Origin of the sequence: Duganella sp. Dugasp56, from assembly GCF_047304105.1 — a bacterium.
Lineage (GTDB): Bacteria > Pseudomonadota > Gammaproteobacteria > Burkholderiales > Burkholderiaceae_D > Rugamonas > Rugamonas hordei.
On record NZ_JBGLYQ010000050.1, the window covers coordinates 1 to 13,012 of the forward strand.

The 13,012-nt window shown below is 64.9% G+C and carries 12 protein-coding genes; 8 read left to right on the forward strand and 4 right to left on the reverse strand.

What is annotated here, in order from left to right:
* Positions 1-73: 73 nt before the first annotated feature.
* Both ACCD07_RS26905 and hrpA read right to left on the reverse strand, forming a co-directional pair.
* Complete coding sequence (locus ACCD07_RS26905; RefSeq protein WP_413449118.1) at positions 74-1,180, reverse strand: alpha/beta hydrolase family esterase; 1,107 nt, start codon at positions 1,178-1,180, stop codon at positions 74-76.
* 77 nt (positions 1,181-1,257) lie between these two features.
* Entirely contained in the window at positions 1,258-5,478 is a 4,221-nt protein-coding gene (hrpA, locus tag ACCD07_RS26910; RefSeq protein WP_413449119.1) for an ATP-dependent RNA helicase HrpA, read from the reverse strand.
* 55 nt (positions 5,479-5,533) lie between these two features.
* On the opposite strand from hrpA, the gene argA reads away from it, so the two are divergent.
* Both argA and ACCD07_RS26920 read left to right on the forward strand, forming a co-directional pair.
* Complete coding sequence (gene argA, locus ACCD07_RS26915; RefSeq protein ID WP_176654271.1) at positions 5,534-6,844, forward strand: amino-acid N-acetyltransferase; 1,311 nt, start codon at positions 5,534-5,536, stop codon at positions 6,842-6,844.
* Positions 6,845-6,879: 35 nt separating this feature from the next.
* Positions 6,880-7,152, forward strand: coding sequence for an oxidative damage protection protein (locus ACCD07_RS26920; protein ID WP_008451241.1), 273 nt, complete (start codon positions 6,880-6,882; stop codon positions 7,150-7,152).
* 37 nt (positions 7,153-7,189) lie between these two features.
* Here the strand turns inward: ACCD07_RS26920 and ACCD07_RS26925 are convergent, their stop codons facing one another.
* Both ACCD07_RS26925 and rpiA read right to left on the reverse strand, forming a co-directional pair.
* Positions 7,190-7,582, reverse strand: coding sequence for a hypothetical protein (locus ACCD07_RS26925; RefSeq protein WP_413449120.1), 393 nt, complete (start codon positions 7,580-7,582; stop codon positions 7,190-7,192).
* On the reverse strand, positions 7,582-8,259 hold the full coding sequence (gene rpiA, locus ACCD07_RS26930) for a ribose-5-phosphate isomerase RpiA (protein WP_413449121.1): 678 nt from the start codon (positions 8,257-8,259) through the stop codon (positions 7,582-7,584). The genes ACCD07_RS26925 and rpiA overlap by 1 nt, the downstream gene beginning before the upstream one ends.
* Positions 8,260-8,461: 202 nt before the next feature.
* Here rpiA and ACCD07_RS26935 point away from each other — a divergent pair, with 202 nt between their 5' ends.
* The 6 genes from ACCD07_RS26935 (at position 8,462) to ACCD07_RS26960 (ending at position 12,994) form a co-directional block, all read left to right on the forward strand.
* Positions 8,462-8,833, forward strand: a complete 372-nt coding sequence (locus ACCD07_RS26935; RefSeq protein ID WP_176654268.1) for a response regulator — start codon at positions 8,462-8,464, stop codon at positions 8,831-8,833.
* A gap of 2 nt (positions 8,834-8,835) precedes the next feature.
* Positions 8,836-9,462: a chemotaxis protein CheC gene (locus ACCD07_RS26940; RefSeq protein ID WP_176654267.1), complete on the forward strand. Its 627-nt coding sequence runs from the start codon at positions 8,836-8,838 to the stop codon at positions 9,460-9,462.
* A complete protein-coding gene (locus tag ACCD07_RS26945) occupies positions 9,459-10,433 on the forward strand; it encodes a diguanylate cyclase domain-containing protein (RefSeq protein WP_413449122.1) in 975 nt (324 codons plus the stop codon). Before ACCD07_RS26940 ends, ACCD07_RS26945 begins: the two co-directional genes overlap by 4 nt.
* An 88-nt stretch (positions 10,434-10,521) precedes the next feature.
* Positions 10,522-10,755: a hypothetical protein gene (locus tag ACCD07_RS26950; protein WP_353403993.1), complete on the forward strand. Its 234-nt coding sequence runs from the start codon at positions 10,522-10,524 to the stop codon at positions 10,753-10,755.
* A complete protein-coding gene (locus ACCD07_RS26955) occupies positions 10,752-11,525 on the forward strand; it encodes a prolipoprotein diacylglyceryl transferase (RefSeq protein WP_353403992.1) in 774 nt (257 codons plus the stop codon). The genes ACCD07_RS26950 and ACCD07_RS26955 overlap by 4 nt, the downstream gene beginning before the upstream one ends.
* Positions 11,522-12,994 (forward strand): radical SAM protein, encoded by a 1,473-nt coding sequence (locus tag ACCD07_RS26960; protein ID WP_413449123.1) that lies wholly within the window; start codon positions 11,522-11,524, stop codon positions 12,992-12,994. Before ACCD07_RS26955 ends, ACCD07_RS26960 begins: the two co-directional genes overlap by 4 nt.
* The last annotated feature ends 18 nt before the right edge of the window (positions 12,995-13,012 follow it).

The following is a 13,012-nucleotide window of genomic DNA, read 5'->3' on the forward strand; positions in this document are numbered from 1 at the left end:
CATTTGGACACGAACTCTGCCGTAGCAGCCGCTACGGCAGAGTTCGTGTCCAAATGTCAGACCTGACCCCGGATTAGCGCTGGTGGCGCGAGAAGAATTCCAGCATCATCTTGCTGGCGTCGGGGCCGGCTTTGGCGTTGAAGGCCAGCGCGGGATCGCCGCCGCTCCAGGCGTGGTCGAGGTCTGCGATCTGCGCCACACGCAGCAGCAGTTTTCTTCCTTCATAGAAATCATGTAGCCGGTGGGCGTTGTGACTACCGCCGCGTCCCTGCGGCCTCTCCGTGGTCTTGGGCGCTCCTCCCAGACGGTTCAGCAACAGGCTTTGCCGCGCCAGTTGATGCTGATTGACCGGCCGCACCACGCTGTCACCCTCCCCCTGGATCAGGATCGCCGGCATGCCGGGGAATTGTGGCTGGCGTATCAGCACCTCGCGCGCCGCAAGCTCGGCACGCGGGCCGGCGCCGTGCTGCATCACGCCCAGTGCGCCTATCGTGCTGTGACCGGCGCCAAACACCGGTCCCGAATGCAGCCCCACCGCCGCAAATAAACGCGGATGGTTCAGCGCGACGATGTTGGCCATGCCGGCGCCGGCCGAAATGCCGGCGATGTAAATACGCGAGCGGTCAATGGCATATTCAGTCAACACTTTGTTGACGATGCCGACGATCATCGGCACATCGCCGCCGCCTTCCTGCGTGGCACGGTCGTACCACTTCCAGCAGCGCTGGGCGTGCGTGCTGACCAGCTGCTGCGGATACAACACGGCATAGCCCATCTGCTCGGCCCAGTGGTTCATGCGAGTGCCTTGCGCGAACTGCGTGGCGGTCTGCTGACAGCCGTGCAGCATCACCAGCAGCGGCAGGCCGTTGCGGACGGCAGCATCGGGAATCTTGTTGGGAAGGTAGAGCCAGTAGCTCATGCGGTGCCCGGAGGCGGTGAGGTGCGATGCCAGCCATTTGCCGGGCGATGGCGGAACGTGGGCAGCGGCAGGCGGCTTCGTCCGCGGCGCGGGCGCAGCCACGCGCGGCGCGGCGGCCGGCGTTCGCTTGCGCTTGGATTTAGGCTTGGATTTAGGCTTGGTCTTCGGCGTGGCTGCGGCCGTGGCCGCGACAAGCAATTTCGTCATGCGCTTGCCCGAGCGAACCAGGCTGCGCAGCAAGCCGGCGGTTTTGAGCTTCATGGCGACATTCTCCTGTTGAGATAAAGTCTACCGCGAAAACCCCTCCGGCCTGCGTACGCCAGCGCGCTTAACGGCGTCTAGCGTTGCATCGATTCCCACACTTTCTGCAGACGCTTGGCCGACACCGGCATCGGCGTGCGCAGCTCCTGCGCGAACAGCGATACCCGTAACTCCTCCAGCATCCAGCGGAACTCGACCAGCTTCGGATCGGTGTTCTTGCCCGCCGATTTATCCTTGGCCACACGCTGATACAGCATCGCCGCCTGCTGCCACTCGGCCATCAATTTCGCATCGCGGGACGGATCGCCGCGCAGCTTCTCGATGCGCACGTTCATCGCCTTCAGGTAGCGCGGGAAATGCGACAGTTGACTGTACTCGTTCTCCGACAGGAAACGTTTGTTGACCAGCCCCTGCAACTGCGCCTGCATGTCCGCCGCCGCCGGCGCCGGCAGTCCTTGCAGCCGCTTGGGCAAGCCATGGAACTCGGTCAGCACCGACGACAGCAAACGCGCGATCTCGTTCACCAGCAGCACCAGGCGCGACTTGCCCTCGTCCTTGCGCTTGGCGAAGCTGGCCGCGTCCACCGGCAGCGGATCCTGCAGGCAGGCGATGTCCAGCGCCTTGTTGATGATCTGCTCGCGCAGCTCTTCCTGCGTGCCCATGCTCATGAACTGCATGCCCATCTGCTGCAGCCCGGGGATGCTCTTTTCGATGAACTTGATCTGGTCCTTCATCTGCAGCGAGAACAGGCGGCGCAAGCCCACGCGGTGCGTGCGCGCGGCCACCGTCGGATCGTCGAACACTTCCAGGTCGCAGTGCGTGCCCTTGTCGACCAGCGCCGGGAAGCCGATCAGGGTCAGCTTGCCCTGGGCGATTTCCAGCAGCTCCGGCAGCTCGCCGAAGGTCCACGAGGTCAGGCCGGTCAGCGTGATGTTGTTGGTTGTTGTCGCAACTTCGGCAGGCTTTGTATGGGCACCCGCGTTCGCGGGTGCGACGACGGGACGCACGGCCACCGTCGACTGCGGCCCCGAAGCCTCCGCCATCTTCTGGAAGCTCTCGCGCGCCTGCATGCCGAATTCCGCCTGCAGCGTGGCCAGGTTGCGGCCCATTTCCAGCTGGCGTCCGTGCTCGTCGATCACCTTGAAATTCATGAAGTGGTGGGCGGGCAGCGTCTCCGGCTTGAAGTCGGTGGTCAGCACCGAAATCGTGATCTGGGTGCGAATATCGGCGATGATCGCGTCGATCAAGTCGCCGCGCCCGAACACGCCCGCTTCGTGCACACGCTCGCAGAACCTGGCCGCGTAATCCGGCAGCGGCACGCAATGGCGGCGCAGCTTTTGCGGCAGGGACTTCAGCAGCAGATGCACCTTCTCCTTCAGCATGCCCGGCACCAGCCACTCGCAACGCTCGCGCGGCAGCTGGTTCAACGCATACAGCGGCACGGCCAGCGTGACGCCATCGCGCACGCTGCCAGGCTCGAAGTGATAGGTCAGCGCCAGTTCGAGGCCGGTCACCGACATGATCTTCGGGAACAGGTCGGTGGTGACGCCGGCCGCTTCATGCCGCATCAATTCGTCGCGGTTCAGGTACAGCAGCTTCGGCTCGGCGGCCGTCGCATCCTTGTGCCACTTCTCGAAGCCGGCGCCGTTGACCACGTCGGCCGGTATCAGCTTGTCGTAGAAGGCAGCGATCAGTTCATCGTCCACCAGCACGTCCAGGCGGCGCGACTTGTGTTCGAGGTTTTCGATTTCCTTGATCAGCTTATGGTTGTGGGCGAAGAACGGCGCCCGTGTCTCATAGTCGCCGCCGACCAGCGCGTCGCGGATGAAGATCTCGCGCGCCTCGACAGGATTGAACAAGCCGTAGTTGATGCGGCGCTGGCTGTACACCACCAGGCCGTACAAGGTCGCGCGTTCGGACGCGGTCACCTGCGCCGATTTTTTCTCCCAGCGCGGCTCGCCCCACGATTTTTTCAGCAGGTGGCCGCCGACCTTCTCCAGCCACTCCGGCTGGATCTGCGCCACGCAGCGCGCATACAGGCGCGTGGTGTCGACCAGTTCGGCCGCCATGATCCACTTGCCCGGCTTCTTCAACAGCGAGGAGCCAGGCCAGATATTGAACTTGATGCCGCGCGCGCCCAGGTAGCCGGCGACCGGTTCGTCTTCGCTCTTGAAGCCGATATTGCCCAGCAAACCAGTCAGCAGCGCCAGATGCAGGTTCTCGTAGGTGGCCGGCGTTTCGTTGACGCGCCAGCCCTGCTCCTTGACGATAGTCAGCAGCTGCGAGTGGACGTCGCGCCATTCGCGCAGGCGCAGTTGCGACAGGAAGTTGGTACGGCAGTTGTCCATCAGCTGGCGATTGGTTTTCTTGTGCTCGATCGCGTTTTCGAACCACTTCCAGATCTTGATATAGCTGAGGAATTCGGACTTCTCATCGGCGAACTTCTTGTGCGCCTCGTCGGCCGCCTGCTGGTGCTCCATCGGACGGTCGCGCGGATCCTGCACCGACAGTGCCGAAGCGATGATCAGCACTTCCTCCAGGCAGACATTGTCCAGCGCGGCCAAAATCATGCGGCCGACGCGCGGATCGAGCGGCAGCTTGGACAGCTTCTTGCCCAGTGGCGTCAGCTGGTTGTATTCGTCGACGGCGCCCAGTTCCTGCAGCAGCTGGTAGCCGTCCGCGATGGCGCGGGCCAGCGGCGGCTCGATGAACGGGAAAGTCTCCACGTCCGTCAGGTGCAGGGACTTCATGCGCAGGATGACCGACGCCAGCGACGAGCGCAGGATTTCCGGCTCTGTGAACTTCGGCCGCTGCAGGTAGTCCTGCTCTTCGTACAAACGGATGCAGACGCCATCGGCCACACGGCCGCATCGGCCGGCGCGCTGGTTGGCCGCCGACTGGGCGATCGGCTCGATCTGCAGCTGCTCGACCTTGTTGCGGTAGCTGTAGCGCTTCACGCGCGCCAGGCCGGCGTCCACCACGTAGCGGATGCCGGGCACGGTCAGCGATGTCTCTGCCACGTTGGTGGCCAGGACGATGCGGCGCGCGTTGGTCAGCTTGAACACGCGCTCCTGCTCCTCGGCCGACAGGCGGGCGAACAGCGGCAGGATTTCCACGTGCGGCGGATGGTGCTTGCGCAGGGCTTCGGCGGCGTCGCGGATTTCGCGTTCGCCGGGCAGGAACACCAGCACGTCGCCGGAGCCTAGGCGCGCCAGTTCGTCGACGCCGTCGATCACGGCATCCATCAGGTCGCGCTTTTCGCGGGCGGCGGCGGTGCGCTGGCCCTTGCCTTCGGCGTTGGCCACGGCCGGATTGATTACATCGCTTTCGATCGGGCGGTAGCGCACTTCCACCTTGTACAGGCGACCGGAGACCTCGATCACCGGCGCCGGCTTTTCCAGCGTGCCGAAGTGGCGCGAGAAGCGCTCGGCGTCGATGGTCGCGGAGGTGATGATCACCTTCAGGTCCGGGCGGCGCGGCAGCAGCTGTTTCAGGTAGCCGAGCAGGAAGTCGATGTTCAGGCTGCGTTCGTGCGCCTCATCGATGATGATGGTGTCGTAGCCCTTGAGCAACGGGTCGGTCTGCGTTTCGGCCAGCAGGATACCATCGGTCATCAGCTTGACCGAGGCGCCCTTGGTCAGCGTGTCCGCGAAGCGGACCTTGAAGCCGACCGTCTCGCCCAGCGGCGTGCCCAGCTCCTGGGCAATGCGCTTGGCGGTGGACGAGGCGGCGATACGACGCGGCTGCGTGTGGCCGATCAGGCCTTTCTGGCCGCGTCCCAGCTCCAGGCAGATCTTCGGCAGCTGCGTGGTCTTGCCCGAGCCGGTTTCGCCGGAGACGATGATGACCTGGTTGTTGACCAGGGCCTCGGCGATTTCGTGGCGGCGGCCGGAGACCGGCAGGTCTTCGGGATAGGTGATCGGCGGAAGCGGGTTGCGGAAGTTGCGTTCGGCTTCCTTGGCGGCCAGTTCCTCCGGCGTCAGGCGCAGCCGGGGCTCGCGGCGCGGTGGCGGGACCAGCGAACCCTCGCCGTCCGGCAGCGGCGCGCTGGCCGGACGCGGAACGCGCGCCGCTTGCGGCTGCCCTTCCGCGCGCGGTGGGCGCTGCGCCCCACCTTGCGGACCACCTTGCGGGCGCGCAGCGCGCTGCTGGCCGCCCTGGCGTGCCTCCCCTTGCGGGCGTGGCTGCCCCTGCCCTTGCCGGGCGTTGGGCGCTTGCGGAGTGCGGGGGCGGACGGCGTTTTGCGGATTGGCGGGCGCGCTATTTGCGCCTTTTGGCTTGTTGCTGGCTTCTGACATTGTTTTTTACAAAGGTTTTGGCGCGGAAGTCGCGCACCGAATTATAATGCGGCTAATGGAAAACCCTACCCAATTCGTCCAATGGCTGCGTTCCGTCGCGCCCTACATCCACGCCTTCCGTGGCAAGACCTTCGTGGTCGCCTTCCCTGGTGAGCTGGTCAGCGCCGGCGCCTTGCAGGTGCTGGCCCACGATCTGTCGCTGCTGCACGCGCTCGATATCAACGTTACCGTGGTCTACGGCTCGCGCCCGCAGGTGGCCGAACAGCTGGCGCTGCGTAACGTCGAAGGCCGCTTCCACAACGGCGTGCGCATCACCGACATCGCCGCCATGGAGTGCGCCAAGGAGGCCGCCGGCGAGCTGCGCCTCGACATCGAAGCCGCGTTCAGCCAGGGCTTGCCGAACACGCCGATGTCCAACGCGGCGATTCGTATCATTTCCGGCAACTTCATCACCGCCCGTCCGCTGGGCGTGATCGACGGCGTCGACCTCGAGCTGACCGGCGTCACCCGCAAGGTCGACGCCGAAACCATCCACTCCATCCTCGGCTCGGACGGCCTGGTGCTGCTGTCGCCGCTGGGCTTCTCGCCCACCGGCGAGGCGTTCAACCTGACGATGGAAGACGTGGCCTGCGCCACCGCCATCGCGCTGCACGCCGACAAGCTGATCTTCATCACCGAAACAGGCATGATGACCGACGCCGGCGGCGCCGAAATCCGCGAGCTGTCCTCGCACCAGGCCGAAGCCGTGCTGCAGGCCGGCTTCCTGCCGGACGCCACCGCGTTCTACCTGAAACACTGCATCAAGGCCTGCGACAACGGCGTCGAGCGCTCGCACATCGTCTCGTTCAGCATGGACGGCTCGGCGCTGCTGGAGCTGTTCACCCACGATGGCGTCGGCACCATGATCTCGCACGAGAACCTGGAATCGCTGCGCCAGGCCACAATTGAGGACGTCGGCGGGATTATCAAGCTGATCGAGCCGCTGGAGGCCGACGGCACGCTGGTCAAGCGCGGCCGCGAGCTGATCGAGCGCGAAATCGATTACTTCTCCGTCATCGAGCACGACGGCGTGATCTTCGGCTGCGCCGCGCTGTACCCGTTCCCGGAACAGAAAATGGCCGAAATGGCATGCCTGACCGTCAACCCCGAGGTCCAGGCCCAGGGCGACGGCGAGCGCATCCTCAAGCACATGGAGAACCGCGCGCGCTCCATCGGCGTGCAAAAGCTGTTCGTGCTGACCACCCGCACCTCGCACTGGTTCCAGAAGCGCGGCTTCGTGCCGACCACCGTGGACGCCCTGCCGAAGGACCGCCAGCGCATGTACAACTGGCAGCGCAAATCACAGGTTCTGGTTAAGACCTTATAATCACGGATTCACATACCGCTTTAGGAGCAACACTGATGGCCCGCACCGTTCAATGCATCAAACTCAACAAGGAAGCCGAAGGCCTGGACTTCCCGCCGTATCCGGGTGAACTGGGTAAGAAGATCTATGAATCGGTTTCCAAGGAAGCCTGGGCCGCGTGGCTCAAGCACCAGACCATGCTGGTCAACGAAAACCGCCTGAACCTGGCCGACCAGCGCGCCCGCAAATACCTGGCGACGCAGATGGAAAAGCACTTCTTCGGCGACGGCGCCGATGCCGCCATGGGCTACGTGCCGCCGACCGAGTAAGTCCGGCAACGCTGGCGGCGCCCGCCGCCAGCGCGCATTACATCGCTTTACACTGTTTCAGCTCGCACTTCGCAATGAAGACCTTGCCGCTTTCGCAAGTCATGCGGTAAATCTCGACCGGTCCCGGTTCGCTCACCAATCCAGCGCCCCACCCGCCCGTGCAGCCCTGATGCTTGGCCAGGTTCTCCACCGTCGCCGACGACACGCCGGCGCGGAACGGCACCTTCTCGATCTCGACACCGTCGACGCGCGCCAGCGGCGTGCCATCGGCGGCCGTGGTGCGCGGCGCCGGCTTGCGCGCCGCCGCCAGCGCGCGGGCGGCCTCGGCCTCCTCGTCGCGCTGTTTGGACGGCAGCCACGAACAGGCTCCCAGCGCGGCGCTCAACAACGCGCCACCGCACAACAGCAGTACCAGTGAGCGGCGGCTCATCAGAATTTCAACGTCTTGACGCCGTCGGCCGTGCCCAGCAGGCAGACGTTGGCGCCGCGCGCCGCGAACAGGCCTACCGCGATCACGCCGACGATCTGGTTGATCTGCTGCTCCAGGCCGACCGGGTCGGTGATCGACAAGCCGGCCACGTCGATGAGCACGCCGCCGTTGTCGGTGATGAAAGCTTCCTCGGTGCCCGGCTTCAGGCGCAGCTTCGGCGTACCGCCGAGCTTGGCCAGCGCGCGGGTGACCGAGGCGCGCGCCATCGGCAGCACTTCCACCGGCAGCGGGAACTTGCCCATCACCTCGACCAGCTTGGAACCATCGGCGATGCAGACGAACTGTTTCGACACCGAGGCAACGATCTTCTCGCGCGTCAGGGCGGCGCCGCCGCCCTTGATCATCGCGCCGGCGTTGGTGATTTCGTCGGCGCCGTCGATGTAGACGGCGATCTCCGGCACGTCGTTCAGGTCGAACACTTCGATGCCGTGGCCGCGCAGACGCGCCGCGGTCGCTTCGGACGACGCCACCGCGCCCTTGATGCGGTGCTTGATCTTGGCCAGCTCGTCGATGAAGAAATTGGCGGTGGAGCCGGTGCCGACGCCGATGATCTCGTTTTCCACCACGTATTCGATGGCGCTACGGGCTACGGCTTGTTTCAGTTCGTCTTGGGTCATGATGTTTCTATAAGAGAGGGGAATTCAATACCGCTATTCTAACGGATCCCCGTTTTCATCCCAGAAAATTGCGCTCAGACAATATCAAAATCGCCCCGGTGTCGCAGACACGCACAAGTGTCACGATGGTCGCCAGTTGCTCCCCTGGATATGCGAGAATAGTTTCCATGCAGAGCATAAAAAAAGATCGCCGGAGATACAGATGACACAAACCAAAACCGTCTTGATAGTCGATGACAGCCGCGTTTCGCGGCTGATGGCGCGCCAGTACATCACCGGCTTGCATGCCGATTGGGTCGTCGAGGAAGCCGGCACCGGCGAAGAGGCGCTGCTCAAGGCTCGCACCGCGCATCCCGACCTGATCCTGATGGACGTCAACATGCCCGGCATGGGCGGCATCGCCGCCGCCGAACTGCTGCGCCAGGAATTTCCCGCCCTGCCGATCTCGCTGCTGACGGCCAACGTGCAGAGCGCCACCCGCGACCGCGCGACCCAGCTGGGCATAGGCTTCATGGAAAAGCCGATCACCGAGGCGCGCATCGCGCAACTGCTCTCCACGCTGGAAGCGGCGTAGCCATGTTCAACCTCTCCGAACTGGAAAACGATGCGCTGATCGAGATCTTCAACATCGGCGTCGGCCAGGCGGCGGCGTCGATGAGCGCCATCGTCAACGAAGCGGTGCACATGTCGGTGCCGTCGATCAGCTTCATCAACCGCTCCGAGGCGGCGCGCCTGCTGGGCGCCAAGGACGACGAGACCGAGCGCATCTGCGGCGTCAGCCAGCACTACGAGGGCGCGTTCTCGACCGAGGCGATCCTGATGTTCCCCGAGGATAAAAGCCTGGAGATCGTGCGCCTGATGGTGGGCGAGTCGGTGCCGCTCAAGGAGCTGACCGAAATGGAACAGGAGGCGATGTGCGAGATCGGCAACATCATCCTCAATTCCTGCGTCGGCACGCTGGCCAACATCTTCCAGCGCGAGCTGCACGGCTCGCTGCCGGCTTACCACGTGGGCACCAGCGACGAAATCCTGGTCGCCTCCGGCAGCCAGCCGGACACCGTGGTGCTGATGCTGCACATCGATTTCGTGCTGGAGAAGCACCAGATCCACGGCTACGTCGCCTTCGTGCTCGACATCTCGGCGCTGCACGACCTGAAGGAACAGATCAACCTCTACATCGCCCGCGCGATGGGCCAGGCATGATGGATACGCCGTCCGCCCCCCACCGCCTCAACCTGCTGCACAGCGTGCTGTGCGCGGTAAACCTGGGCGTGATCATGCTCGACGGCGAGCGCCGCATCGTGCTGTGGAATTCGTGGATGGCCAGGCATTCCGGCCTGGGCCACGAACAGGTGATCGGCGCCGATTTCTTCAGCGTCTGCCCCGGCCTGCGCGGCGGCCGCGTCGACGCCGCCATTCAGCAGGCGCTGTACAACAACTTCCCGTCGCTGCTGTCGCAAACGCTGAACAAGGCGCCGTTCGAGCTGTACGCCAACCCGGCGGCGGCGGCCCGCAACGAGCGCGTCCAGCAGGCGGTGGAGATCACGCCGATCGCGGTGGAAGGCGCGCCGCGCCATTGCCTGATACAGATCAACGACGTCAGCATCGCCGTCGGCCGCGAGAAGCTGCTGCGCGAGCAGGCCATGGTGCTGCGCTCGCAAACCTTCTCCGACGGCCTGACCGGCATCGCCAACCGCCGCCACTTCGACGTCGCGATGGAGAAGGAGCACCGGCGCGCCAAGCGCGGCGGCACGCCGCTGTCGCTGCTGATGATAGACATCGACCACTTCAAGGCCTACAACGACCACTACGGCCACCAGAAAGGCGACCAGTGCCTGATCCAGGTGGCCGCCGCGCTGGCCGGCATGCTCAAGCGCCCATGCGACCTGATGGCGCGCTACGGCGGCGAGGAATTCGCCATGATACTGCCCGAGACCGACGTCGAGCAGGCCACGCTGATGGCCGAGGCGATCCGCGCCCGCACGCAGGAGCTGGCGATCCCGCACGAGCGCAACAACAGCGAAGCCAAGCTGATCACCGTCAGCATCGGCATCGCCACGCAGAAGGTCGATGCGGCGGTCGACATCGAAGCGCTGATCGGCGCCGCCGACCGCGCGCTGTACAACGCCAAGCGCGCCGGCCGCAACCGCATTGTCGCGCGGCTGCCGGACTGATACCGGGCCGCTGTGACAATTGTTGACTATTCCGGCCGCACGGCATCGTATAGTACCGGCTTCCGGACAACCTACTGCTGACATTCCGATGATTACTTTTCTGCGCTGGATTAGCATCGCCGTCTGTTCTGTCTTCATGCTCGGCTTCGGCATCTGCGGCGCCTTCGGCGTGATCGGCGGCACGGTGGCACGCGACGCCGGCGCCCTGCTGATGATGGGCGTACCCGGCGCGATCGGCCTCGGCCTGGCCTACGGCTGCTTCCGCCTGATCCGCACACTGGCCAAATCAGACCAGCCCGGCCAGCCGGAACGCGGCGATTGAACGCGCCGGTGTTTGCGCCGGCCACGGCGCACCTGCTGCACCTGCTGTTTGAATGGGCCGCGCTGGCGGCCGGCGTGCAGATCTACCGCCGGCAAAGCGCCGGCAGCCTGCTGCAGCCGGGCCGCTACGCGGTGGTCATCGGCTGCATCCTCGGCGCGGCCATCGGCAACAAGCTGGTGTTCTGGATCGAGTTCCCCCATCTGTGGCGCACGCTGTCGGCCGACGCCGGCGTGTGGATGTCGGGCCAGTCCATCGTCGGCGGCCTGCTGGGCGGGCTGCTGGGCGTCGAGCTGGCCAAGAAGCTGACCGGCGCGCGTGCGTCCACCGGCGACCAGTTCGTGCTGCCGCTGGTGGCCGGCACGATCATCGGCCGCACCGGCTGCTTCCTGGCCGGGCTCAACGACGGCACCTACGGCACGCCGACGGCGCTGCCGTGGGGCGTCGATTTCGGCGACGGCATCGCCCGCCACCCCACCCAGCTGTATGACATGGCCTTCGCGCTGCTGTGGGGCGGCGCGCTGCTGGCCACGCGCGAGCGCTGGCGCGCCAGGCCGGGGCTGATGTTCAAGTTCTACCTGGCAGGCTACCTGCTGTGGCGGCTGTGGGTCGACGGCCTCAAGCCGGTGCCGTATTTCTATCCCGCGCAGCTGAGCGGCATCCAGCTGGTCTGCCTGGTGGCGCTGCTGTGCTACACGCCGCTGCTGCTCCGTCAACTCTTAGGCCCCCATGCCCATGCGCCGGCCGGCGCCGCCAACCGAGAAATAACATGAGCAGAAAAACCCGCCCCTACCTGTTTTACGACACCACGACGTCGGTCTGCTCCACCTGCCTGCATCCGGTGGAAGCGAAGATCATCTTCAAGGACGATCACGTCTACATGGACAAGTGGTGCCAGGCCCACGGCACCGAGCGGGTGCTGATCAGCGACGATGTCGAATACTACCGGCTGTGCCGCGAAGTCTTCGTCAAGCATCCCGAGATGCCGCAGATCTTCAACACGCGCATGGAATACGGCTGCCCTTACGACTGCGGCCTGTGCCCGGACCACATGCAGCACTCCTGCCTGTCGGTGGTCGAGATCACCGACAACTGCAACCTGAACTGCCCGGTGTGCTACGCCGAAAGCGGCACCCATCGCGAGACGCACAAGTCGCTGGACGAGGTGCTGCGCATGCTCGACGCGGTGGTCGCCAACGAAGGCGAGGCCGACGTGGTGCAGCTGTCCGGCGGCGAGCCGACGCTGCATCCGCAGTTCTGGAACATCCTCGACGCGGCCAAGGCGCGCCCGATCAAGCACGTGATGGTCAACACCAACGGCATCGCCATCGCCCAGGACCCGGCGTTCGCGCAGCGGCTGGCCGGCTACGCGCCGGGCATCGAAGTCTATCTGCAGTTCGACTCGCTGCGCGGCGAAGTCCACAAGACGCTGCGCGGGGCCGACCTGACGCGCATCCGCCGCCAGGCGCTCGAACACCTGAACGCGGCCGGCCTGTCGACCACGCTGGTGGTGACGCTGAAGAAGGGCCTGAACGACGATGAAATCGGCGCCATCATCGAGTTCGCGTTGAGCCAGCCCTGCGTGCGCGGCGTGACGCTGCAGCCGATCCAGGACGCCGGCCGGGTCGAGGACTACGATCCGCGCCTGCACCGGCTGACGGTGTCCGAAATCCGCCGCAAGATCGCCGAGCAGAGCGCGCTGTTCACGCTCGCGGACGTGGTGCCGGTGCCGTGCAATCCCGACACGCTGGCGATGGCCTACGCGATCAAGACGGCCGATGGCGCCGTGCCGCTGACCCGCTATCTCGATCCGCAGACGCTGGTCGAAGGCAGCGCCAACACCATCGTCTTCGAGCGCGACGAACAGTTCAAGGCCAGCATGAAGGACCAGGTGTTCAAGCTGTTTTCCACCAACCACTCGCCGGAATCGCAGGCCAACTGCCTGTCCGAACTGATGTGCTGCCTGCCGCTGATCGCCGCGCCCGAGCAACTCCGCTACGACAATGTGTTCCGGGTGCTGATCGTGCAGTTCATGGACGCGTATTCGCTCGACGTGCGCGCGCTGAAAAAATCGTGCATCCATTTCGCCCAGCCGGACGGCAAGATGATCCCGTTCGAAAGCTACAACCTGCTGTACCGCGACCCGCGCCGCCTAGACGCCATCCGCGGCATTATCGACGCCCAGACGCGGCAGCGCAGGCAGTTGCACAAGACGGTGCCGATCATGCCGGTCCAAGTGTAAAAACAACAATATTCCTGG